General features: G+C 65.4%; 21 protein-coding genes. 7 read left to right on the top strand and 14 right to left on the bottom strand.

The features are described from left to right. Positions 1-8 precede the first annotated feature (8 nt). From HUI96_RS15285 to hemC, 4 genes are all read right to left on the bottom strand, one after another. Positions 9-1,733: a heme biosynthesis protein HemY gene (locus tag HUI96_RS15285; protein ID WP_188255519.1), complete on the bottom strand. Its 1,725-nt coding sequence runs from the start codon at positions 1,731-1,733 to the stop codon at positions 9-11. 11 nt (positions 1,734-1,744) lie between these two features. Then, on the bottom strand, positions 1,745-3,298 hold the full coding sequence (locus tag HUI96_RS15280; RefSeq protein WP_188255518.1) for a COG4223 family protein: 1,554 nt from the start codon (positions 3,296-3,298) through the stop codon (positions 1,745-1,747). 87 nt (positions 3,299-3,385) lie between these two features. Next, the gene (locus tag HUI96_RS15275) at positions 3,386-4,126 is read right to left on the bottom strand and encodes a uroporphyrinogen-III synthase (RefSeq protein WP_188255517.1); all 741 of its coding nucleotides are present in this window, start codon (positions 4,124-4,126) and stop codon (positions 3,386-3,388) included. Continuing rightward, positions 4,127-5,056, bottom strand: coding sequence for a hydroxymethylbilane synthase (gene hemC, locus HUI96_RS15270; protein WP_188255516.1), 930 nt, complete (start codon positions 5,054-5,056; stop codon positions 4,127-4,129). It lies immediately after the preceding gene. A 95-nt stretch (positions 5,057-5,151) separates the two neighbouring features. On the opposite strand from hemC, the gene tsaD reads away from it, so the two are divergent. From tsaD to HUI96_RS15245, 5 genes are read left to right on the top strand one after another with little or no spacing between them, the layout of a single operon-like run. Next, positions 5,152-6,240 carry a tRNA (adenosine(37)-N6)-threonylcarbamoyltransferase complex transferase subunit TsaD gene (gene tsaD / locus HUI96_RS15265; protein WP_188255515.1) on the top strand — a complete coding sequence of 363 codons (1,089 nt, stop codon included), beginning with the start codon at positions 5,152-5,154 and terminating at the stop codon, positions 6,238-6,240. Further along, a complete protein-coding gene (locus HUI96_RS15260; RefSeq protein WP_188255514.1) occupies positions 6,237-7,214 on the top strand; it encodes an NAD(P)H-dependent glycerol-3-phosphate dehydrogenase in 978 nt (325 codons plus the stop codon). Before tsaD ends, HUI96_RS15260 begins: the two co-directional genes overlap by 4 nt. A gap of 48 nt (positions 7,215-7,262) precedes the next feature. Beyond that, positions 7,263-7,556, top strand: coding sequence for a YciI-like protein (locus HUI96_RS15255; protein ID WP_188255513.1), 294 nt, complete (start codon positions 7,263-7,265; stop codon positions 7,554-7,556). Positions 7,557-7,578: 22 nt separating this feature from the next. Further along, a complete protein-coding gene (locus HUI96_RS15250; protein ID WP_188255512.1) occupies positions 7,579-8,004 on the top strand; it encodes an EVE domain-containing protein in 426 nt (141 codons plus the stop codon). Then, complete coding sequence (locus HUI96_RS15245) at positions 7,959-8,675, top strand: class I SAM-dependent methyltransferase (protein WP_188255511.1); 717 nt, start codon at positions 7,959-7,961, stop codon at positions 8,673-8,675. Before HUI96_RS15250 ends, HUI96_RS15245 begins: the two co-directional genes overlap by 46 nt. A 228-nt stretch (positions 8,676-8,903) precedes the next feature. On the opposite strand, the gene HUI96_RS15240 is transcribed toward HUI96_RS15245, so the two are convergent. Then, positions 8,904-10,073, bottom strand: a complete 1,170-nt coding sequence (locus HUI96_RS15240; protein ID WP_188255510.1) for an NAD(P)/FAD-dependent oxidoreductase — start codon at positions 10,071-10,073, stop codon at positions 8,904-8,906. A 97-nt stretch (positions 10,074-10,170) separates the two neighbouring features. Between HUI96_RS15240 and HUI96_RS15235 the strand changes: the two genes are divergently transcribed. Further along, positions 10,171-11,043 carry an HpcH/HpaI aldolase/citrate lyase family protein gene (locus tag HUI96_RS15235; RefSeq protein WP_188255509.1) on the top strand — a complete coding sequence of 291 codons (873 nt, stop codon included), beginning with the start codon at positions 10,171-10,173 and terminating at the stop codon, positions 11,041-11,043. A gap of 14 nt (positions 11,044-11,057) precedes the next feature. Further along, positions 11,058-11,264, top strand: coding sequence for a DUF1737 domain-containing protein (locus HUI96_RS15230; RefSeq protein ID WP_188255508.1), 207 nt, complete (start codon positions 11,058-11,060; stop codon positions 11,262-11,264). A gap of 5 nt (positions 11,265-11,269) precedes the next feature. On the opposite strand, the gene HUI96_RS15225 is transcribed toward HUI96_RS15230, so the two are convergent. From HUI96_RS15225 to HUI96_RS15185, 9 genes are all read right to left on the bottom strand, one after another. Further along, positions 11,270-12,151 carry a DMT family transporter gene (locus HUI96_RS15225; RefSeq protein WP_273033182.1) on the bottom strand — a complete coding sequence of 294 codons (882 nt, stop codon included), beginning with the start codon at positions 12,149-12,151 and terminating at the stop codon, positions 11,270-11,272. A 202-nt stretch (positions 12,152-12,353) separates the two neighbouring features. Beyond that, on the bottom strand, positions 12,354-13,418 hold the full coding sequence (locus tag HUI96_RS15220) for an ABC transporter ATP-binding protein (RefSeq protein ID WP_188255507.1): 1,065 nt from the start codon (positions 13,416-13,418) through the stop codon (positions 12,354-12,356). 12 nt (positions 13,419-13,430) lie between these two features. Then, positions 13,431-14,222 (bottom strand): ABC transporter permease, encoded by a 792-nt coding sequence (locus HUI96_RS15215; protein ID WP_188255506.1) that lies wholly within the window; start codon positions 14,220-14,222, stop codon positions 13,431-13,433. 67 nt (positions 14,223-14,289) lie between these two features. Next, positions 14,290-15,192 (bottom strand): ABC transporter permease, encoded by a 903-nt coding sequence (locus HUI96_RS15210; protein ID WP_188255505.1) that lies wholly within the window; start codon positions 15,190-15,192, stop codon positions 14,290-14,292. 55 nt (positions 15,193-15,247) lie between these two features. Continuing rightward, a complete protein-coding gene (locus tag HUI96_RS15205) occupies positions 15,248-16,354 on the bottom strand; it encodes an ABC transporter substrate-binding protein (protein WP_188255504.1) in 1,107 nt (368 codons plus the stop codon). A 219-nt stretch (positions 16,355-16,573) separates the two neighbouring features. Next, on the bottom strand, positions 16,574-17,746 hold the full coding sequence (locus tag HUI96_RS15200; RefSeq protein WP_188255503.1) for an iron-containing alcohol dehydrogenase: 1,173 nt from the start codon (positions 17,744-17,746) through the stop codon (positions 16,574-16,576). 123 nt (positions 17,747-17,869) lie between these two features. Continuing rightward, a complete protein-coding gene (locus tag HUI96_RS15195; protein ID WP_237684144.1) occupies positions 17,870-19,255 on the bottom strand; it encodes an aldehyde dehydrogenase family protein in 1,386 nt (461 codons plus the stop codon). Between the two features lie 67 nt (positions 19,256-19,322). Continuing rightward, positions 19,323-20,693, bottom strand: coding sequence for a glutamine synthetase family protein (locus HUI96_RS15190; protein WP_188255501.1), 1,371 nt, complete (start codon positions 20,691-20,693; stop codon positions 19,323-19,325). A 128-nt stretch (positions 20,694-20,821) separates the two neighbouring features. Beyond that, positions 20,822-21,889 carry a TRAP transporter substrate-binding protein gene (locus tag HUI96_RS15185; RefSeq protein ID WP_188255500.1) on the bottom strand — a complete coding sequence of 356 codons (1,068 nt, stop codon included), beginning with the start codon at positions 21,887-21,889 and terminating at the stop codon, positions 20,822-20,824. Positions 21,890-21,920: the final 31 nt, after the last annotated feature.

Raw genomic sequence — 21,920 nt, 5'->3', positions numbered from 1 at the left:
TCGTCTCGTCAGAACAGGCCGAAGCGCCGCCTTGCCTTTACCGTCTCCAGCGGGTCGACGCCAGGATCATCCGGCGGCATCGGCACCGTGATCTCGGCAGCCGGCGGCGTGCGACGGTCTTGCGTGGCGGCTTCGGAGGATTGCTCCTGCCCGGCTCCGTCGAGCGCCTCGACAAGTCCGGCCTGGGGCGACGGTGGTACAACGCTGTCTTTGCTCTCCGCGGCCACGACGCCGTTGACGACCGGTTCCGACGATGCCGAGAAAGCCGCCGGCAGGTGGGGCTCCGGCTTTCGTGGGGCTGGACTTGATGCTGCCACGACAGGGGCCGGCATGGACGGAGCCGGTGCTGCCGCCGGCTCCGCGGGCGCTACTGGCAACGGAGCCGCCAGTGCGGGTGCTTCCTCGATCTGGGCCCGCTCCCTGTCTGCCTCGATCAGCGCGCCGAGGCGCTCGACCGGCACGCGCCACTCGAACGCGTCGAGGCGCCCGGTGACCGGCGACACAGGCGCCCAGCGGTCCGACTCGTATCCGTCCGCTACCCAGGCGGGATCGCGCGGCGCGCGCACCGCCTTGGCGAGATATTCCCGAACCTTGCCGACATCGCCGGTCTCGGCCTCCTCGGTGTCGGCCAGGAGCAGCCAGGCGCCTTCGCGCGGCTGCATGCGGATCGCCGACTCGGCCTGCTCGCGGGCGAGGGAATAATCTCCGGCGTCGAGGGCCGCGCGGGCGACGGCCAGCGCTGACTCCGCATTGTTCTGCCTCAGCGACTGGAGCTTCTTCGCCCTCACCAGCCGGTCGTTCACCGAGTCACCGTGCCGCGCATGGACGTAGAGGTCGGCCAGGCCGGGGTGTGGGGTGGCCTTCCAGGCCGCTTCGAGGACCTTGGCGCCTTTGCGGAGATCGCTTTCGCGGAACAGGGCGCGGGCGGCTACGAGTGCCGCCGGTACGAAGTCCGGGCGCAGCCTGTTGGCTTCCAGTGCCGCGGCCTTGGCGATGGCAAAATTCGTGTCGAACAGCGCGTTGGCCTTTGCAGTCAGCAGCACCGAGCGGCGGCGGGCCGCCAGTTCACGGTCCACCTGGTGCGTGGATTTCTGCGCGTCGAGGATTTTTAAGGCGCCGTCCCAGTCGCCTTCCGCGATCCTCTGCTCGATGGTGGAATCCGCGGCCCAGCCGAGTTGCGGCGCGGCTTCGGCGGCACGGGCCGCATAATGCCGGGCGGCCTCACGGTCACCGAGCCTCTCGGCTTCGAGATAGAGGCCGCGCAACCCGAGGAGTTTCATCTCCGGGTCCTCGGCCATCGCCTCGAATTTTTGGCGGGCTTCGTCGTGGCGACCTTCGAGCAGCGACACCTGCGCGTCCAGGAGCTGGATCAGCGGCTCCTGATCCGAGCGGATCAGCTTCATCGCTTCCCGGTTCTTGCGGCGGGCGAGATCGAAGTCGCCGGCTCCCGCGGCGATCATGCCGGTCGACAGCGCCTGGTAGCCGCGGTCGCGCCGCCGCACCCGAAAATAGCGGGCGACCGTATAGGGGCTGGTCCAGATCGCCTTCAACAGCCACCAGAGGATCATCACGGCCGCGACCACCGTCACCACGGCCACCGCCGCCACCATCAGGCTGACCCGGTATTGATAACCGCTGAGGGTCACCACCATGTCGCCGGGCCGGTCGGCCAGCCAGGCAAAGCCCAGCCCGAGCAGGAAGACGACGAGAAGGAAGAACAGTATCCTGATCATCTGCCCTCCCCTCAGGCCTTCATCGCGCCGGCGACGACCTGATCGACCGCTTGCTCGACGTCGCGCCGCGCCTTCAGCCGCTCGCCGAACGATCCCGCAGCGGCCTTGATGTTTTCCGGAAGACTGTCGAACTCGGCGACTGCCTTGTCGAGATCGCCGGCCTTCAGCGCCGCCTCCAGCCGCGCCACAATCTCAGGCACACCCTCGCCCTGCACTTCGCCGACCGGCCGCACGGTGACCAGCGACTCGGCGCTGTGCAGTAGACGGTCGAAGAAGCCGGCATTCGGATCGACAGGGTTGGCGGCGCCGATCATCGCCGAAGCCGCCGGCTCAAGCTCCCGAACGAGATCGTCGCGGGTGGCAACTCCCTGCTCTGCATGCGCGCGAAGAGCTTCGGTCTCCGGGGTCGCCGGTGCGATCGCGGCAAACGTCTCGAGCTCGGCCGCGAAGGGTGCGCCGCGCTCCACGGCCGATTTCAGCGCCGCCGTCGCGATCGCCAGCGCGATTTTTGGCTGCTGCGCTTGCGCATCGACGCGGGAGGCAAGCGCCTGCACCGAGCTTTCGAGCGTCGCGAGCCGCTCGTTTGCGTTCGAGGACGCACCGACGGCCGACTTGACCTCACCCTGCAGGGCGACGATGCGGTCGCCGAGAGCGGCGAGGTCGCCAGCGCTCGGCACCTCACGCTGCTGCAGCGCGGTCAATCTCGATTCGACCTCCTTGAGGCGGGTGTCGAGCGCCTGCAGACCCGCTGCATCGCTGCCATTGCCGCCGGCCGGGATCGCCTCGCGTAAGGCCGCGAGGTCGGACTTGACCGCCTCCAGTCCGCCCGACAGGTCATTTACACGGGCCGTGAGGTCGCTGACGGCCGCCCCGTCTGCGACAGCGGCGCCGGTGCCGGCCTTCAGCGCCTCGATCTCCTGGCGAAGGCTTTCGATCTCGGAGCCCCACTGCTCTCCGCCTCCGGTTACTTCGGCTTGGCCTCCGGCCGGAGATCCCAAAACACCGGCATATTGCAGCGCGCCGGCGCCGGCGAGCGCGACAGCCGCTCCGATCACGCCGGCGGCAATGCGCGAAAACCCGTCTCCGCGTTTCGGTGCCGGTGCTTCCGGCATTGGCTTCTCCGGATCCGGATCCGCCTTGTTCGTCTCATCGAAGCTGTAGCCCGAGGGCTCCTGCACCGATTCGGCCGGACGATACTCCTGCTCCGGCTGCGCCGCCGTGCCGGTTTCGGTGGCAGGCGGTTCATCAACGCTGGTTTCCGGAGTGGATTCGCTGCCCCTGGCCTCGTTCCCGTCCACATTCAGCGACTCACCTACCGGCGGGTCCGTCTCCCGATCGGGTGAGCCGTCCGACGCCGCTTCGGTCGCGCCGCCGTGCTCGCCGGAAAGATCGGCAGAGGCGAAGCCGTCGCTGTTGACCGCGTCGTTGCGGCGCGCTCCGCTGGTCTCGGCCGAGATGTCATCGTTTTCAGTTCCGGCGGACCGGGAAACATCGGCAGGATCGAGGTCGATGGTCAAAGGCTCGCGCTGCGTCTTGGAATGGCGGGTCCTTGGTGTCTTGACCATCAACGGCCTCCGTCCTCTCTCCTGCCCCGACGCACCGGAGCTTTGTTCCTACCTATCACACGGTCTCGGGCTGAAAAGAGGCGGGTGCTAGCTCGCCTCTCCGCAGCGAGTCGGCGCGCCAAGAAGCCGCAGCAGGAGGTCTTCCGTGGGCTCGGAGGCGATCTCGATGCGCGTCGACGGCACGTCGGCAAGCTTGCCTGCAACCCGCGCCGACATGCAGAGAAACCGCGCCCCCCGGAGAGCCTCCGATGCTGCCTGAGACCATGCAAGGCCGGAGAAGTGTTCGGCGGCCTTCGCCGAATAAAGAAGCACGGCGTCAATCGGTTCCCCGCCAAGCACTCCCTCCAGCGTCGAGGAATCATAGTTCACGCGGCGGCTGTCGTAGGTCTCGATCGGGAATACGGAAAGGCCCGCCCCACCGAGCAGTCTCTCGAGTTCGCTGAGCCGCACCCGTCCGCAAGGAAAGACGATTCGCGCGCCTGTTCCGAGGCGCCCAGCGACGAGGCGGGCAAGCGCGGAAGCATCGCCCTGCGCCTCTTCGACATGCCCGAAGCCGGCCTCGCGCGCCTTGCCTGCCGTCCTGGCGCCGACCGCGAAGCAGGGCTTCTCCGATAGAGCCGCAAGCAGCGGCGAACTGGCATGGGTGATCGCGTTGGCGCTGGTGATCGCTACGGCATCGAACGCGTTCGGAAGGGTCGAGACATCCAACGAAACAGGCACGATCTCGGAGAGCGGCAGTTCGACCGGATAAAACCCCATTTCGGCGAGGCGGCGGCTGGTTCGCGCCGCCTCCCCCCTTGGTCGCGTCACCAGAACGCGATGTCGCATTCAGTTCCAGCTCTCGAAGAAGGTGGTGCCCGCCTTCTCGCGCACCGCCGCGCCCGCCTTTGCGCCGAGAACGGCAGCATCTGCTGCAGGGCCATCGATCGCGATGTCATGTGAAATCCGGCCGTCCGGCGTGATGATGAGGCCCTTGAAGTGAAACTTTTCGCCCTCCACCACCGCATGGCCAGCGATCGGCGTGCGGCATGAGCCATCCAGGGCCGCGAGGAAGGCGCGTTCGCAGGCAAGCGCCAAGCCGGTCTCGCGGTGATGAATGGGCTGCAACAGTGCGTCTATCCGCGGATCCCCGATCCGGCTCTCGACACAGATCGCGCCCTGTCCGGGAGCAGGCGGGAATGTTTCGGACGGCATCAGGTCGGTGATGACCTCGGTCATACCGAGCCGCCTCAGGCCGGCATTGGCAAGGATTGTGCCGTCCACCTGGCCCTCGTCGAGCTTGCGCATCCGGCTCTGCACGTTGCCGCGGAATGGAACCACGGAGAGGTCCGGCCGCATGCGCAGGATCAGGGCCTGCCGCCTCAGCGACGACGATCCAACCTTGGAGCCGGGGGGCAGCGCCTCTATGCTCGGCGCCGCGCGACCGATGAAGGCATCCCGCGTATCCTCCCGTGGCAGGAAGGCGGTGAGATCAAGACCCTCGGGCAGGACCGTCGGCATGTCCTTCGAGGAGTGAACGGCGACGTCGAGGCTGCCCGACAGCAGCCCCTCCTCGATCTCCTGCGTGAACAGGCCTTTGCCGCCGATATCGGCAAGCGGCCGATCCTGAATGCGGTCGCCGCTGGTGACGATGGGCACGATCTCGAATGCCTCTTCGGGCAGCGAATGCGCGGCCATGAGCCGCGCGCGCACCTCATGCGCCTGGGCGAGCGCCAATTGGCTTCCGCGAGTTCCGATCCTGAGCGGCGTTGTTTGCATCCGGCCCTGTCCATGGTAGGCAGCCGGCGCCGATGCCGGCGGGCCTCTCCTAACCCGGTAGTGCCCATTCGACAACTCACAGGCCCGAAACAAGTATGATCCGTGTCCTGGGCATAGAAACCAGTTGCGACGAGACGGCGGCGAGCGTGGTCGCGCTCGACGATGCCGGCTCTGCGCGGATTCTCTCAAGCCCCGTGCTCAGCCAGATCGAGGAGCATGCGGCGTTCGGCGGTGTCGTCCCGGAGATCGCGGCCCGTGCCCATGTCGAGGCCTTGGACGGGCTGGTCGAGGCCGCCATTGCCGATTCCGGAACGAAGCTCTCGGATCTCGATGCTATCGCGGTGACTGCCGGGCCGGGACTAGTTGGCGGCCTGATCGTCGGATTGATGACGGCTAAGGCGATCGCCGCGGCGAGCGGCAAGCCGCTGATTGCGATCAACCATCTCGAGGGCCACGCGCTGACGCCGCGCCTGACCGACGGCCTGGAGTTCCCCTATCTGCTGCTGCTGGTCTCCGGCGGACATACCCAGATCGTGCTGGTGCGCGGCGTCGGAGACTACCGGCGCTGGGCCACCACCATCGACGATGCGCTTGGCGAGGCGTTCGACAAGACGGCCAAGATGCTCGGCCTGCCCTATCCCGGCGGCCCGAATGTCGAGAAGGCGGCCAAGGCGGGCAATCCCGGCCGCTTCGCCTTCCCACGGCCAATGAAGGGCGAGCCGCGTCCCGACTTCTCCTTTTCCGGGCTCAAGACGGCGGTCCGCCAGGCAGCGACGGCGATTTCGCCGCTGAGCGATCAGGATGTGGCCGACATCTGCGCGTCCTTTCAGGAGGCCGTAACCGACGTGCTCGCCGATCGGGTCGGCAAGGCACTTGAGCGTTTCACGGCGGAATTCCTCGAGGTCAGCGCGAGGATTCTGGTCGTCGCCGGCGGCGTCGCGGCGAACGAGCAAATCCGATCCATGCTGCAGGGGCTCTGCCGGGAGAACGGATTTGGCTTCGTCGCGCCGCCGCTTGACCTCTGCACCGACAATGCCGCGATGATCGCCTGGGCAGGCATCGAGCGCCTGCGCGCCGGACTGGTGGAGGATAATGCGATGGGATTTGCCCCGCGCTCGCGCTGGCCGCTCGATCAGGTCTCGGCGCCGGTGATCGGCGCTGGACGCAGGGGAGCGAAGGCATGAGCAAGGTGGCGGTACTGGGTGGCGGCTCCTGGGGAACCGCGCTCGCGCTGACGGCACTGCGCGCCGGTCATGATGTCGCCCTGTGGGCACGCGATGCCGCGGCAGCACAGGCGATCTCGGCAGGTGGCAATCCGCGCTACCTGCCAGACATAGGCTTCGAGGCGGGCATTGTCGCGACGACAGAGCTCGGCGAGGCTCTGGCTGGCGCGAAAATCCTGCTCGCCTCGGTTCCCGCCCAGGCGCTTCGCTCAGTCCTGGAAAGTGCATCGCCGCACCTGCCGGCCGGAGCGCCGCTGGTCCTGTGCGCCAAGGGCATCGAGCGCGACACCGGAAAACTGCTTTCCGGGGTCGCAGCCGAGGCCGCCCCACGAAATCCGTGCGCCACTCTCTCCGGACCTAGCTTTGCGACGGATGTCGCGCGCGGCATGCCGACCGCCGTCTCGATCGCGGCTCGCCAGGACGAGTTGGCCGCGGAACTCGCCGCGCAACTCTCCACGCCCGCCTTCCGCTGCTATTCGACCACCGACCAGATCGGTGTGGAGATCGGCGGCGCCTTGAAGAACGTTCTGGCGATCGCTGCCGGCGCGACGATCGGCGCCGGTCTCGGCGCCAGCGCGCAAGCCGCCCTCGTCACCCGCGGCTTCGTCGAGTTGCGGCGCATAGGAGCGGCCTTCGGCGCGCGCCCCGAAACGCTGATGGGGCTTTCCGGTCTCGGCGACCTGATGCTCACCTGTTCGACCGCGCAGTCGCGCAACTTCGCCTATGGGCTGGCGCTTGGACGGGGGGAGGATCTTTCCGGTCGTCCGCTCGCTGAGGGCGTCGCAACCGCAGGGATTGCCGCGCGCATCGCGGAAGAGAAGTCCATCGAAGCGCCGATCATCGCGGCGACGGCGATGATCGTCGGCGGCCGGATGAGCATTGCCGAAGCAGTGGAGAGCCTGATGAGCCGGCCGCTGAAGGCGGAGACGGATTGACGTCCGTTATTTTTGACACACCCAATGTGGAATGAGGGGAGAAAACCGATGATCTACGTCTTCGTCTGCAAGGATAAGCCCGACCACCTGCAGGTCCGGCTCGACAACCGCCCGGCGCACGTCGCCTATCTCAACGAGCTGAACGCGGCCGGCACGCTGAAATTCGCCGGGCCGTTCCTCGACGACGCCGGCAAGCCGTGCGGCAGCCTCGTCGCCGTCGAGGCCGCGGACATCGCGGCTGCAAAATCGCTCGCCGAAAACGATCCATACGCCAAGGCCGGACTGTTCGAGCAGGTCGACATTCGGCCCTGGAATTGGGTCTTCAACAATCCTTCTGCCTAGGCCGATGGGGGGCGAAAGAAAAATGCAATATTGGCTGTTCAAGTCGGAGCCCAGCGCATTCTCCTGGGACCAACTGAAGGCGAAGGGCGAGGCGGGCCAGGAGTGGGACGGCGTCCGCAACTACCAGGCGCGCAACAACATGCGGGCCATGCAGGTCGGCGACCTCGGCTTCTACTACCATTCGAATGAGGGCCTCGAAATGGTCGGCATCGCCGAGGTCTGCAAGCCTGCGCACCACGACAGCACCACCGACGACCCGCGCTGGGAATGCGTCGACATCCGCGCCGTCCGTGACCTGCCGAAGCCGGTGACCATGGAAGACTGCAAGAAGAACCCCAAGCTTGCGAAGATGGTGCTGGTCAACAACTCCAGGCTTTCCGTGCAGCCCGTGCAGCCCGACGAATGGCGCGAGATCTGCCGCATGGCCGGGCTCGATCCGGTGCCGTGAACGGACCGGGGCCGAAGCAGCGCTCGGGCGACCGGGACCGGGCGAGTTTCATCCTGGACAACACGGCGCTGACGGCGCCGCCGCATGTGCCGGAACTCCGCCTCCATCTCGCCGACGAGGCGCACGACCTCTGGCATCGCACCGAGGAGGAGCTGGAGGAGATCGGCCTGCCGCCGCCGTTCTGGGCTTTTGCCTGGGCCGGCGGTCAGGGCCTTGCACGCTATGTGCTGGACAATCCGGACGTGGTGAGAGGCCGCACTGTGCTGGACTTCGCCTCGGGCTCGGGCCTTGTCGCGATCGCTGCCGCCAAGTGCGGTGCCGCCCAGGTCACGGCCGTGGACATCGACCCGTTTTCAGAGGCTGCGGTCGCCCTGAACGCCGAGGAAAACGGCGTGACGATCGACTTCAGCGCGATCGATCTCATCGGCAGGGATGAAGGCTGGGAGGTCGTGCTCGCGGGAGACGTCTTCTACGACCGCGAATTCGCGGAGCGGCTGGTGCCCTGGTTCAAGGCGCTTTCAGCACGCGGCGCCACCGTCCTGGTCGGCGATCCGGGCCGCGCCTATCTGCCGAAAGAGCGGTTGGAGCGCCTGGCAGTTTACGAGGTACCCGTCACCCGCGCGCTGGAAGACGCCGAGGTCAAGAAGACGACCGTGTGGCGGTTTGGGTGAAGCGGTGGCGCTGCGATGAGGATTTCTCGCCTCGGCGAGCCCCCTCTCCGCCTCGCTTCGCTCGGCACCTCTCCCCCTGAAGGGGGCGAGGAAGCGCCGGCCGCGGCGTAGGACGCCCTTCCTCGCCACCACGAAGTGGGGGAGAGGTGGCGAGCCCGAAGGGCGAGACGGAGAGGGGGCCTTTTCTTCGCGAAGCAAACCGGCAGCGCGAGCGAGACCACCCCACCCTCAAATCACATTCAGCTCCCGAAACGCCCTTCCTTCCGCGACCCGCTCGTAGCCGAACGCCGAGCAGTCGACGCTTCGGTAGCCGCCGTGGACGATCAGTTCGGCCAGCGCCTTGCCGACTGCCGGCGCCTGCTGCAGTCCGTGCCCGGAAAACCCGTTGGCGAAGATGAAGTTTGACACTTCCGGATGCGGGCCGATGACGGCGTTCTGGTCGAGCGTGTTGTAGTCGTAGTGCCCCGCCCAGGCGCGTGTCGCCTTGATCGCCTCGAAGGCCGGGATGCGGGTGGCGAGTGCCGGCCAGACGATCTCCTCGAAAAGCGGCCAGTCCGGCTCGAAGTCGCCCGGATCGGCCGGACCCTCGCCTTCCTCCGATTCTGCGCCGCCGGTGATGTAGACCGAGCCTTCCGGCCGGAACCAGATCCCGGACGGATCGACGATCAGCGGCATGTCCACGAACTTGTCGCGCGCCTCGAAGACGAAGACGCTGCGTTTTCGGGGCTCGACCGGGAGGGCGATGCCTGCCATCCCAGCAACCTTGCCGGCATTTGTCCCGGCGGCGTTGATGATAATGCCGGCTTCGAGCCGCTCGCCAGTGTCGAGGGTGACGCCGGTGACCCGGTCGCCATCGCGCTCCACGCCCGCTACTGCGATGGCGATGAAGTCGACATTTTTGGTGCGCAGCCCTTTCCGCAACAGCCCGAGCAGGGCATGGGCATCGAACCAGCCCTCGCCGGTCTGGCCCCAGGCCCCGGCCGCGATGCCCTCAGTAGACAGCCAGGCGAACCGGCGCTGGAGCGCCTCGGGGCCCTCGAGCAGGATGTCGGCGCCCTCGCCGACCTGCACCTCGTGATTGGCCTTGAGCACCGGCAGGCCGTCCTCGCTGGCGAGGATCAGATAGCCGTTTTCGCGGAACGAGATGTCAGCCTCTGGCCCAAACTCTTCCTGGAGGCGCCGAAACAGGCCCAGCGTGAACTGCGAGAGGCGGATGTTGGCGCCGATCGAAAACTGCTGGCGGATCGAAGCAGCCGACAGCGTGGTGCAGGCATAAGTGAAGTTCGGCTCGCGCTCGATCAGCGCGATCGAGCCGGAAAACCCCTCCCGGCGCAGGTACCAGGCAATCGAGCTGCCGACGATGGCTCCGCCGACGATGACAATGTCGTATCTGCTCATGCTCATCCCGTGTCGCTGGTCCCTCACTTCCAAGCAGCAAGACCAGCGTGGCGCAAGCCCTTGCAAGCGCCAGCGGGTCGCGGCAAGAAGGCCAGCGATGATTTCCGACAAACCCCTTCGGTCCGTCCTCTATGTTCCCGTCGGGAACTCGAGGGCGCTCACCAAGGCGGCGAGCCTCGCCTGCGATGCGGTGGTCCTCGACCTCGAGGACTCCGTCGCACCGGAACAGAAGGCAGAGGCGCGCAAGAACCTGGAAGCATGGTTTTCCGATCCCGGAGGATATTCCGGGCCGGTGGTCGTGCGGGTGAATCCCCTGTCGAGCGAATGGGGCGCGGAAGACATCGCCCTCGCCCGCCGGCTCGAGCCTGACGCCGTGCTCTTGCCGAAGGTGGATTCGCCGCGCGACATCATCCAGGCGGCCGACGCGCTCGGCGACGACTCCCTTTCCGGCCCGCGCATCTGGGCGATGATCGAAACGCCGCGCGCGATGATGAACCTCGGGGCGATCGCCGAGCTGGGCCGCGATCCGGGTTCCCGCCTGACCTGCTTCGTCGCAGGCACCAACGATCTCGCCAAGGAGACGGGCGTGTCGGCGACGCCCGACCGGCGCTATCTGGTGCCGTGGCTGATGCAGATCGTGCTTGCTGCCCGCGCGGGCGGGTTGAGCGTCCTGGATGCTGTCGCGAACGACTTTCGCGACCTGGGGGCCTTTCAGCGGGAATGCGCGGAAGCCTCCGCCATGGGCTTCGACGGCAAGACCCTGATTCATCCCTCCCAAATCGAACCGGCAAACGCCGCTTTCTCCCCCTCGCCAGAGGCGGTCGGAGAGGCCGAGCGGATCGTCGCGGCCTTCGTCGTGCCGGAGAACGCCGGCAAAGCGGTGATATCGATGGAAGGACGCATGGTTGAGCGCCTGCACCTTGTGCAGGCGGAGCGCCTGCTTGCTCGCGCAGGCCGCACTAGGTCGTAGAACTGGAGAACGTAATGAAAGTCTATCGCTTCCTTACAGGTGCTGACGACGCCGCCTTCTGCCACAAGGTCACGGCGGCCTTGAACAAGGGCTGGCACCTATTCGGCTCGCCGACCTATGCCTTCAACGCCGAGACCAAGACCATGATGTGCGGCCAAGCCGTCGTGAAGGATGTCGAAGGCAAGGAGTACGACCCCACTATGAAGCTCGGCGAGCAATAGCCGCGCTATCCGGCCTTCTTCACCTTCTGCTCGCGGAAGAAGATGAAGAGGCCGGCCGAGACGATGATCGCCGCGCCGATCAGGATGTTCGGGCGCGGCACGTCGCCGAAGAACAGCCAGCCGAAGACCAGCGCCCAGACGAGCAGCGTGTATTGGAACGGCACCAGGGTGGCGGCGGGGGCGAGTTTTAGCGACCTGTTGATGCATACGTGCGCGAGCATAGCGACCACGCCCAGGAGCGCGAGCAGGAGGAAGTCCCGCCCGCTCGGCGTCACCCAGCCGATCGGCGCGGTTATGGCGCCGAGAAGTCCGGCACCGGCGGTCTGCCAGAACACCAGGGTGAGATCGGGCGTGCCGCGCAGCGTCCGGCCGCTGATCATCATGAAGGCGAAGCAAAGGCTGCCGACGATCGAGATCAGCGCCGGAGCGCTGAGCGTGGCGGACGAGGGCTCGAGCGCCACCAGAACGCCGCAGAAGCCTATGAAAATGGCGGTCCAGCGGCGCCAGCCGACCTTCTCGCCCAGCAGGAACGGCGAAAGCGCAGCGACGTAGATGGGAGCGGCCAACCAATAGGTCATTGTGTCGGCGAGCGGCATGTACATGACGGCAAAGTAGAAGAAGTAGACCTCCGCCGAGGTCAGGGTCACCCGCAGGATCTGCACGCCCGGGCGCTCCACCTTGAACAGTGGTCTCAGACCTCTGCGCCACAGCAGCGGCGCGAGTACGGCGAGCGCCGCCGCGCTTCGGATGAGAAGAAGCTGCCCGACCGAATAGGTCGAGACAAGCCATTTCCCCAGCACGTCGTTCAGCGCGAAGAGCAGAATGCCGACGAGCATAGTGACGATGCCAAGCCGTATTGCCGCATCGCTGGTCTTACCTGAAGTCAAATTTCCCCCGCCTGGTCAGTCCGCCGTCAGAACGACCTTTACGCTGCGACTGCGGTCGAGCGCCAGCCGGAATGCGGCAGGAACCAGGCGCAAAGGCATGCGGGCGGTGTGACCAGGCGCTCGACATCAATGCGCCAGAGACAAGGCCGCGCAGCAGCTAGGTAAGGAGGAACTTAGTGCCGTCCAACTGCCACGCGCGTCCTCAGTGCAGCACGAGCAGGTCGTTCGACGAAAAGCTGATCTCGATCTTCTGCCCGACCGTCGGCGGCGGCGTCGCCGAGTTGTTGAAGGTGTCGAGCGAGACGACGCTGCGACCGACCCCGACGCGCACGCGGATGACGGAGCCGAGGAAATGCACCTCGGCGATCTCGCCTCTCAGCACCGCGTCGTTCTCGGGGCGGGGACCGAGCGTGATCGCCTCCGGGCGCAGCGCCAGCGAGACGGCCTCGCCCGTCTGCGCTCCGTTCAGCTTGTGCGGGAGCGTAATGTCCTGCGCCTCCACCTGAACCGCACCAGTAGAAGCGTCCGTCACCGTGCCCTCGAGCAGGTTAAGGGTGCCGACGAAATTCGCGACGAAACGGGTCTGCGGGCGGTTGTAGATCTCGAAGGGCGTGCCGACCTGCTCGGCCTTGCCGCCATACATCACGACGATGCGGTCCGAGATCGACAGCGCCTCTTCCTGGTCGTGCGTCACGAAGATGGTGGTGATGCCGAGTTCGCGCTGGATGGAGCGGATCTCGTCGCGCAGCGACACCCGCACCTTGGCATCGAGCGCCGACAGTGGCTCGTCGAGCAGCAGCACCTTCGGCTTGGGCGCGAGCGCGCGGGCGAGCGCCACGCGCTGCTGCTGGCCGCCGGATAGCTGGTAGGGATAGCGGTCGCCGAACTGCGGCAGCTTGATGAGATCGAGCATCTCAGCCACGCGCCGATCGGAGTCCGCCTTGGACACGCCGGCGACCTTCAGGCCGAAGGCGACGTTCTGGGCGACCGTCAGGTTCGGGAACAGCGCATAGGCCTGGAACACCATGCCGACATTGCGCTGGTTGGGCTTTAGCCGCGTGATGTCGCGTCCGCCGATATGGATGCTGCCGGCGCTCGGCTCCTCGAAGCCGGCCACCATTCTCAGAACGGTGGTCTTGCCGCAGCCGGATGGGCCGAGGAAGGACACGAACTCGCCGCTGCCGACGTCTAGGTTGAAGTCCTGCACGACGGTGGTCGGACCGAAGGACTTCTTGACGCCCTGGATGGAGAGGAATGGCTCGGCCATGTTCCGTTCCTGTCAGTTCGGCCGGTTCGCGGATTTCGGGGCGAAGCGGGAGAGGACCTGGATGACCGACATGCAGCCCCAGGTGATCGCGAAGGCGATGACGGCGAGCGCCGCCGGCTCGTAGGCGCGGTTGGCGCCGATGTTCTGGAGGTAGGGACCGAAAGCGGGCCGGTTGAGCAGGCTCGCCATGGTAAATTCCCCGATCACGATTGCGAAGGTGAGGAAGGCGCCAGAGAGCACCGCGATCAGCACGTTGGGCAGGATGATGCGGGCGATGATGGTGGTCCAGCCCGCGCCGAGGATCTGAGCGGCCTCGGTCAATGTGCGCACGTCGATGGTGCGCAGGCCGGTGTCGACCGCCCGGTACATGTAGGGCAGCGCCAGCGTCGCGTAGCCAATGGTGAGCAGCAGGTCCGTGCCGCGCGCGCTGCCGAGGAACGGCAGAGGCGAGTTCGACCCGTACATACGGATATAGCCGAAGACGATGACGATCGCCGGGATGATCAGCGGCAGCAGCGTGATGAATTCCACGACCGGGCGGATCCAGGGCATGCGCAGCCTGATCCAGTAGGCGGTGGGCACCACGATCAGCACGCCGAGGATGATGGTGAAGATCGCAATCATCACCGAATAGCCGAAGGTCGCCTGGAAGCGCTCGTCGCCGAAGACGATGCGGTAGGCATCCAGCGAATATTCGCCGCGCCGCATGCGCAGCGAGAATTCCAGCGTCGCGATCAGCGGCAGGAAGAAGTAGGCCGCGCCGACGATGATGGTGATCCAGGCCCAGACGGAGGAGCGCTTCATGCTGCCCTCCTACCCAGTTGTACGCCGCTGGCCGGGTGAGGGGGCCCGAGATGAGCACGATGTGCACTCACTTCAGCCACCTCTCGCTCCTGGTGCGGAACCAGATGTAGAAGACATTCGCCAGCCCAGTGACCACGATCATGCCGAAAGCCAGCGCATATCCTAGATGCGGGTTGTGCAGCACGTCGCCGCGGATCTGCGCATAGAGCAGGATCGGAACGATGTTGAGCGAGGAGCCGGTGAGCGCGTAAGCGGTGGCGATCGCTCCGAAGGCGTTGGCGAAGAGCAGGATCACCGTTCCCAACAGGCTCGGCCAAAGCACCGGGATCACCACCATGCGCCAGTACTGCGTGGTGGTCGCGCCGAGTGTGGCGGCGGCCTCGCCCCACTCCTTCTTCAGGCCGTCGATGGCCGGCGTGATGATCACCACCATCAGCGGGATCTGAAAGAACAAATAGGTAAGCGTCAGGCCCCAGAAGGACAGGATGTTGAAACCGAGCGCGTAGATGTTCACGCCGACCTCGCGCAGCAGCACGGTGACGAGGCCGAGGCGTCCAAGCGTTGCAAGGAACGCGAATGCCAATGGTACGCCGGCAAAATTCGACGCGACGCCGGAGAAAGTCAGCGTGGCGGAGCGCACCCAGCCCGGCAGCCCGCCACGCACGATTGCGATGGCGATCGCCAGCCCGACGAGTGCGCCGAGCACGGCGGAGGCAAGGCTGATGCGGATCGATACCCAGTACGCCGCCAGGATCGACGGCTGGAACAGGTTGGCAATGTTCTCAAGCGTCCATTCGCCGGCATTGTTCTGGAATGCGCCGACGACGAGATAGAGCGTCGGCAGGATCAGGAACATCAGGGCGAAGATGAAGAAGGGGGCAACGCCGAGCCAGTGCGTCGGCAGGCGGCGCGATCGCGCTTTCGGCTGCGCGACTTTGATCACGTCGGCAGAGGCGGTGAGATTGCTCATTCTGCTGGTCGGGAACGGGGCGGGCGGCCGTTTAAAGCCGCCCGCCTGTCTTGATTTACTGCACGTTCGCGCCGACGACGGTGTCCCACTGCTTGGTGATGGCCTCCTTGGCAGCGGCCTGATCGTCAAGGCTCGGGAACACGGCCTTCTCGTAAGCCGCGGCCGGCGGCAGCTTGTCGAGCATTTCCTGCGGAATCTTGCCGTTCTTGGCGAGGTCGTTGAAGCGGATCGGGTGGCAGTAGCCCTTGAGCCATCCGAGTTGGCCCTCGTCCGAATAGAGGTACTCCATCCAGAGCTTGGCGGCATTCGGATGCGGCGCATAGGCGCTGATCGCCTGGACGTAGACGCCCGCCACCACGCCGGACTTCGGTACGACCACGTCGACCGGCGGGTTGCCGTTCAGCGTGTCGCGGCCGGAGAGCGCGTTGTAGTCCCAGGTTATCAGGATCGGCGTCTGGCCCTGGGCCAGGGTGGCGGCCTTGCCGATCACCGGCACGAAATTGCCCTTGGCGTTGAGCTCTTTGAAGAACCCAAGACCCTTCTCGGCTGCCGACTTGGCATCGGTCGCGCCCGAGCCGAGGCCCGCGGCGTAAACGCCCTGGATCGCCTGGTTGGACGCGCGAGGATCGCCGGCCAGAGCCACCGAGTTGGCGTACTCGTCCTTCAGCAGGTCGGCCCAGTCCTCCGGCACGTTCTGCACGAGGTCCTTGTTCACCTCGAAGGACAGGACGCCGTAATAGTCGCCGTACCAGTAGCCTTCCGCGTCCTTCGCATCATCCGGGATCGAGTCCCAGGTCGACACCTTGTAGGGCTGGATCAGGCCTTCGGCCTTTGCGGTCGGGCCATAGGAAAGGCCGACGTCGATGACGTCGGGCGCCTGCGGGCCCTTATTGTCCTTGTTCGCCTTGATCGCCTCGACCTCGTCGCTCGAACCCGCATCGGGATTGAGCTCGTTGACGGTGATCTCCGGATACTTCTTCTTGAAGCCGTCGATCACGGCGCCATAGCCGCACCAGTCATGCGGCAGCGCGATGGTGGTGAGTTGGCCTTCCGCCTTGGCGGCGGCTTCGAGTTCGGCAAGGTTCTGCGCCGAAGCGATCGCCGTCGTCACCATCAGCGACGCGGCGGTGAGGGAAAGGACCTTTCCCGTGAAACTGAACATGTGATTGTCTCCCGTTAGCCGGCGCCGTCCCGGCGCCCAGTTTGCGCTATTCTTGTCTTGTGACAGTCGAATGAAAGCCGGCTGTCCAACCCCTCTAAGGCAAGGAAAAGCTAACGGCTTTGAAGCGCGCTAGCAATGACTTGCCTCTGCGATTTTGCGGCTGATCAACCCGCCCATGTTTTCTTTTGCTTTCGCTTCAATGAGTCGCGAAAGTATTCCTCAGATCCTGCCGGCGAGAGCACGCTCCAGGATGGCGCGCGCCGCATCCTTGGTCAGCTCGACCGGGTTGCCGCCTGCCGTCGGGTCCACCACCGCCATGTCGACGATGAGCGACTTCCGTTCTTCGTCCATCGCAAGTCCTTTGATAAACTCGGGCAGCGACTCCGGCACGCCCAGCTTGCGCCGCAGGTCCATGACGGCGGCCACGAACCCGTCGAAGCCGCCGTCGATCCCGCAATAGGCGGCGACGCGGCCGATCCGCTCCTCGATCGCCGGGCGGTTGAAGGCGAGCACGTATGGCATGAACACCGCGTTGGTCATGCCATGGTGCGTGTCGTAGAGCGCGCCGATCGGGTGCGACAGCGAGTGGATCGCGCCCAGCCCCTTCTGGAACGCCGTCGCGCCCATGGCGGCCGCGCTCATCATGTGGGCGCGGCCGGTCAGATCGCTTCCGTTGGCGTAGGCCTTGGGCAGGTTTTCGAACACCAGCCGCATTCCCTCGACTGCGATGCCATCCGCCATCGGGTGATAGCCCGGCGCGCAATAAGCCTCCAGGCAATGGGCGAACGCGTCCATGCCGGTCCCGGCGGTGATGAATGGCGGCATGCCGACCGTCAGCTCGGGATCGGCGATCACGATGGCCGGCAGCATCTTCGGGTGGAAGATGACCTTCTTGGTGTGCGAGGCCTCATGCGTGATGACACCGGCGCGGCCGACTTCCGAGCCGGTGCCGGCCGTCGTCGGAACCGCAATGATCGGCGCGATCGCGTCGGAATTGGCGCGGGTCCACCAGTCGCCGATGTCCTCGAAATCCCACACGGGGCGGGTCTGGCCGGCCTGGAAAGCGATGAGCTTGCCAAGGTCGAGCGCCGAGCCGCCGCCGAAAGCAATGACGCCGTCATGCCCGCCCTTGCGGAACACCTCGATGCCGGCCGTCAGGTTGCCTTCAACCGGATTGGGCTTCACGTCCGAGAAGACGCCGTGGGGCACTTTCGCGGCATCGAGCAGCGCCAGCGTCGAGGCGACGACCGGCAGTTTTGCGAGGCCCGGGTCAGTGACGAACAGCGGGTTCTTGATGCCCGTCGCGGACAGTGCCTCGGGCAGTTCCTTGATGCGCCCGGCGCCGAAGCGGACGGTGGTGGGGTAGTTCCATTTGGAGACTAGATTGGTCATTTGAGCTTTCCGGAATAGTGAAGCACGCTCACTCCCGCTCGCTGCGCTCGCCACCTCTCCCCCTGCCCGGGGGAGAGGTGGTTTGCGAAGCGAGCCGGAGTGGGGGTCGATGACATGAGAGGCCTAGATCGCCTCTCTGAGATGGTAGCTCTTCGGCCTTGTCAGATTGTCGTAGCCGATTGCCGACAGCGCCGCGCCCTTGCCGGTATCCTTCACGCCGGTCCAGACCAGTGCCGGGTCAAGGTAATCGCAGCGGTTCATGAACACCGTGCCCGTCTCGACACGGTCGCCGATGGCGATCGCCCGCTCGGTGTCGCGCGTCCAGATGGAAGCCGTCAGCCCGTAGGGGCTGTCGTTCATCAGCGTCACCGCCTCGTCGTCGTCGCGCACCTTCATGACGCCGACGATCGGCCCAAAGCTCTCCTCGCGCATCACGCTCATCTGGTGGTTGACGCCGGTCAGCACCTCGGCTGGCAGGTAGGGCGAGCCGGCCGTATCGCGCTCATCCTTGGTGTTCATGTGCGCCGTCGCGCCCTTGCGCAGCGCCTCGGCCTTCTGCTCGCGGATGAAGTCGGCGAAGCGCGACTGCGCCATCGGCCCGATTACCGTGTCCTTGTCCCTGGGGTCGCCAAGCGTCCATTGGCGCGCTTCGGCCACGAAGCCATCGACGAAGTCGTCATAGACCTTTTCGTGCACATAGATCCGCTCGATGCCGCAGCAGCACTGGCCGGAATTGAAGAAGGCGCCCTCGACGAGGTTGGCGATGGCGTGGTCGAGCTTGGCGTCGGGCAGCACATAGGCCGGATCTTTGCCGCCGAGTTCCAGTCCGAGCGTCATGAAGGTCCCGGCTGCGGCCTTCTCGATTGCCCGCCCGCCGGCCACCGAGCCGGTAAAGTTGACGTGGTCGATCCTGCCGGAGCCGAGCAGTTTTTCGGTCTGTGCGTGGTTGAGCACGACGTTCTGGAACACGTGCTTCGGCAGTCCCGTAGCCTCGAAAGCCCGGGCGAACCGCTCGCCGACCAAGAGCGTCTGCGCGGCATGCTTCAGAATGACGGTGGATCCCGCCATCAGCGCCGGCACGATCGTGTTCACGGCGGTGAGATAGGGATAGTTCCAGGGCGCGATTACCATCACCACGCCCAGCGGATCCCTCTTCACGTAGCGGCGAAAACCGTCCTTCGGGTTGGAGGCCGGCACCGGGGCGAGCGCCTTCTCGGCGATCTCCACCATATATTGCGTACGCTCCTTAACACCGCCGAACTCGCCGCCATATCGCACCGGCCGGCCCATCTGCCAGGCGAGTTCCGGCACGATCTCGTCGGCCTTGCCGACCAGCGCCTCGAGAAAAGCGAGCATGTACTTGCCGCGATCGGCGATCGACAGCGCCGCCCAGCCCGGCTGCGCCGCCCGGGCCCGCTCGACGACAGCATTGATCTGCGCATCCGTCGCCACCGGCCGCTCGGCATAGATCGAGCCGTCGATGGGGGATTTGAGTCTTATGGTTTCCAAGGATGTCTCCCTAGCGAAAATACCTGAATAACGTCCTTCGGGGCCCGGAGAACACTCCGAGATGGCGTCAATACCGTTCAAATCCCCGGTGCAGTTCCCAGTCCGTGATCCGCCGATCATATTCGAACTGCTCCCAGCGCGCGGTGTGCAGGTAATGCTCGATCACATTGTCGCCGAAGGCCTCCTTGAGCATCGACGATCCTGCCAGCGTATCGATCGCGTCGCGCAGCGTCTTCGGAATTTCGGTGAGCTGCTCGTTGTGGTAGGCGTCACCCTCGAAAGGCTTTGCCAGCTCCAGCTTCTCGTCGATGCCGGCGAGTCCCGCCGCGATCAGCGCCGCGAAGGCGAGATATGGGTTCAGATCGGCTCCCCCGACGCGGCACTCGATGCGGATGCCTTTGGTGCCTTCGCCGCACAGGCGGAAACCCGCCGTGCGGTTATCCCGGCTCCAACTGATCGTGGTCGGCGCCCAGGTGGCGACCTGGAAGCGCTTGTAGGAGTTGATGTATGGCGCCAGGAACCAGGTGAAGTCGCGCGCATATTTGAGCTGCCCGGCCACCCAGGAGCGCATCAGCGGCGACATGGTGTATTCGGCCTTCGGATCGTAGAACAGCGGCGTCTGGCCGTCGGCGCTCCACAGCGAGTTGTGGATGTGGCTGGAATTGCCGGCCAGTCCGTAATTGTACTTCGCCATGAAGGTCAGCGACTTGCCGAGACCCTCGGCGATCTCCTTGCAGCCGTTCTTGAGGATGGCGTGGCGGTCGGCCATCTCCAGCGCCTCGGCATAGCGTACATTGATCTCTTCCTGGCCGGGGCCTGCCTCGCCCTTGGAGTTCTCGATGGGAATGCCGGCGGCTTCCATGTTGTTGCGGATCGCCCGCATCACCTGTTCTTCCTTGGTGGTGATGCCGATCAGGTAGTCACCGATATAGGGAGAAGCGGTGTCGAGCCCGTGCCAGCGCTTCTGGCGAGCCGAGTCGTAGGTCTCGTCGAACAGATAGAATTCGAGCTCGGAGGCCATGTAAGCCATCCAGCCTCGCTCCTTCAGCCGCTCGGTCTGCCGCTTCAGGATGCCGCGGGGCGAGTGCGGCAGATCCTGGTGGCTGTGGTGGTCCTGGATGTCGCACAGCACCAGCGCCGTCTTTTCCAGCCAGGGGATGCGCCGCAGCGTGCCCATGTCCGGCTTGAGCATGAAGTCGCCGTAACCCTTGTTCCAGTTCGCCGCCTTGTAGCCGGGCACCACCTCCATATCGACGTCGACGGTGAGCAGATAGTTGCAGCAGTGGGTCTCTGCGTAGCCGGATTCCACGAAGAACTTGGCCAGGAATCTCTTGCCGATGAGCCGGCCCTGCATGTCGACGGCCGCGGCGAGCACCGTGTCGATGTCGCCTGCCGCGACATGCTTCTTCAATTCCTCAAAAGTCAGATTGCCCGCCATACCGCACTCCGCGTGATCGTCACTTCTTGTACTTCAACTGGAAGGCCTGCCCGGCAGATGCGGACAGGCCAAATTTCAGGTGTGGACGACTACCCCGACCCGCGGGGCAGTCCTGGATTTTGCCGTCCTTAGCCGTAGCGATAGGGCGCGCCGGCCTTGCGCATCGTCTCCTGATAGTTCTTGAGGATATCGACGACCTTGGCATTGCGCTCGCTCTTGGCGGCAATCTCGCCCCAGAATTCAAGAGCCATATCCTCGACCTTCTTCCACTCGTCTTCCGGGATGGTGGTGAGCTCGAGCTTGCCGCCGGTGGTGCGGTAGTGCGCCTCGCCCCACCAGTACCAGTGCTGACGATAGTAATGCGAGGAATCCATGGCCAGCTTGAAGATTTCCTTCAGATGCTCGGGCACCGCGTTCCACTTTTCGCTGTTGGCGAAGAACGAACCGGACCATGCCCCGGAAATGTTGTTGGTGAGATAGTATTTAGTGACGTTGGCCCAGCCTACGCTGTAGGTCTCGGTCGCGCCGCACCAGGCAATGCCGTCGATCTCGCCGGTCTGAAGCGCGACTTCGATATCTTCCCACGGCAGCGTCACTGGGACGACGCCGAGGCGCGAGATGAACTGGCCGCCTGTCGGGAAGGTATAGACGCGCAGGCCCTTGAGGTCCTCGAGGCTGCGGATGGGCTTGGTGGTGGCGAAGTTGCAAGGATCCCACGCGCCGGCACTCAACCAGGTCACGCCGGGCACCTCGCCATAGGCCTCCTCCCAGATCTCCTTCAGGCCGTACCAGTTCCAGAGCACCGGCACGTCGAGGCTGTAGCGCGAGGCGAAGGGGAAATAGGCGCCGAACACGGCGACATCGACCGGCGACGCCATGGAGTCGTCGTCGCTCTGCGCAGCATCGATGGTGCCGGCCTGAACGGCGCGGAACAGTTCGCCCTGCGGCACGAGTTGGTCGGCCGTATAGAGCTCGATCACCATCTCGCCGTTTGCGGCCTTGTTGAAGGCGTCGATTGCCGGCTTGATGACATGATCGGCAAGAGCCGGCCCGGCATAGGTCTGGAGGCGCCATTTGATCGGGGCCTGCGCGCGGACATAGGGTGCGGCGAGCGTCGTGGCACCAACGGCGCCGGCACCGGTCAGAATGGATTTGCGCAGGAAATCGCGCTTGCTGATGGTCTTTGTATCGGTCATTTCAAGTCTCCCATTGAAGTGAACAACTCAC

Origin of the sequence: Pseudaminobacter soli (ex Zhang et al. 2022), assembly GCF_014595955.1 — a bacterium.
Lineage (GTDB): Bacteria > Pseudomonadota > Alphaproteobacteria > Rhizobiales > Rhizobiaceae > Kumtagia > Kumtagia pseudosoli.
The sequence above is the reverse complement of the archived record's forward strand: the minus strand, read 5'-3'. Positions and strand labels throughout refer to the sequence as shown.

Excerpts from the sequence above, each read along its gene's own strand:
- HUI96_RS15285 (WP_188255519.1), bottom strand. The coding sequence starts at position 1,733 with ATGATCAGGATACTGTTCTTCCTTCTCGTCGTCTTCCTGCTCGGGCTG.
- HUI96_RS15280 (WP_188255518.1), bottom strand. The coding sequence starts at position 3,298 with ATGGTCAAGACACCAAGGACCCGCCATTCCAAGACGCAGCGCGAGCCT.
- HUI96_RS15275 (WP_188255517.1), bottom strand. The coding sequence starts at position 4,126 with ATGCGACATCGCGTTCTGGTGACGCGACCAAGGGGGGAGGCGGCGCGA.
- hemC (WP_188255516.1), bottom strand. The coding sequence starts at position 5,056 with ATGCAAACAACGCCGCTCAGGATCGGAACTCGCGGAAGCCAATTGGCG.
- tsaD (WP_188255515.1), top strand. The coding sequence starts at position 5,152 with ATGATCCGTGTCCTGGGCATAGAAACCAGTTGCGACGAGACGGCGGCG.
- HUI96_RS15260 (WP_188255514.1), top strand. The coding sequence starts at position 6,237 with ATGAGCAAGGTGGCGGTACTGGGTGGCGGCTCCTGGGGAACCGCGCTC.
- HUI96_RS15255 (WP_188255513.1), top strand. The coding sequence starts at position 7,263 with ATGATCTACGTCTTCGTCTGCAAGGATAAGCCCGACCACCTGCAGGTC.
- HUI96_RS15250 (WP_188255512.1), top strand. The coding sequence starts at position 7,579 with ATGCAATATTGGCTGTTCAAGTCGGAGCCCAGCGCATTCTCCTGGGAC.
- HUI96_RS15245 (WP_188255511.1), top strand. The coding sequence starts at position 7,959 with ATGGCGCGAGATCTGCCGCATGGCCGGGCTCGATCCGGTGCCGTGAAC.
- HUI96_RS15240 (WP_188255510.1), bottom strand. The coding sequence starts at position 10,073 with ATGAGCAGATACGACATTGTCATCGTCGGCGGAGCCATCGTCGGCAGC.
- HUI96_RS15235 (WP_188255509.1), top strand. The coding sequence starts at position 10,171 with ATGATTTCCGACAAACCCCTTCGGTCCGTCCTCTATGTTCCCGTCGGG.
- HUI96_RS15230 (WP_188255508.1), top strand. The coding sequence starts at position 11,058 with ATGAAAGTCTATCGCTTCCTTACAGGTGCTGACGACGCCGCCTTCTGC.
- HUI96_RS15220 (WP_188255507.1), bottom strand. The coding sequence starts at position 13,418 with ATGGCCGAGCCATTCCTCTCCATCCAGGGCGTCAAGAAGTCCTTCGGT.
- HUI96_RS15215 (WP_188255506.1), bottom strand. The coding sequence starts at position 14,222 with ATGAAGCGCTCCTCCGTCTGGGCCTGGATCACCATCATCGTCGGCGCG.
- HUI96_RS15210 (WP_188255505.1), bottom strand. The coding sequence starts at position 15,192 with ATGAGCAATCTCACCGCCTCTGCCGACGTGATCAAAGTCGCGCAGCCG.
- HUI96_RS15205 (WP_188255504.1), bottom strand. The coding sequence starts at position 16,354 with ATGTTCAGTTTCACGGGAAAGGTCCTTTCCCTCACCGCCGCGTCGCTG.
- HUI96_RS15200 (WP_188255503.1), bottom strand. The coding sequence starts at position 17,746 with ATGACCAATCTAGTCTCCAAATGGAACTACCCCACCACCGTCCGCTTC.
- HUI96_RS15190 (WP_188255501.1), bottom strand. The coding sequence starts at position 20,693 with ATGGCGGGCAATCTGACTTTTGAGGAATTGAAGAAGCATGTCGCGGCA.
- HUI96_RS15185 (WP_188255500.1), bottom strand. The coding sequence starts at position 21,889 with ATGACCGATACAAAGACCATCAGCAAGCGCGATTTCCTGCGCAAATCC.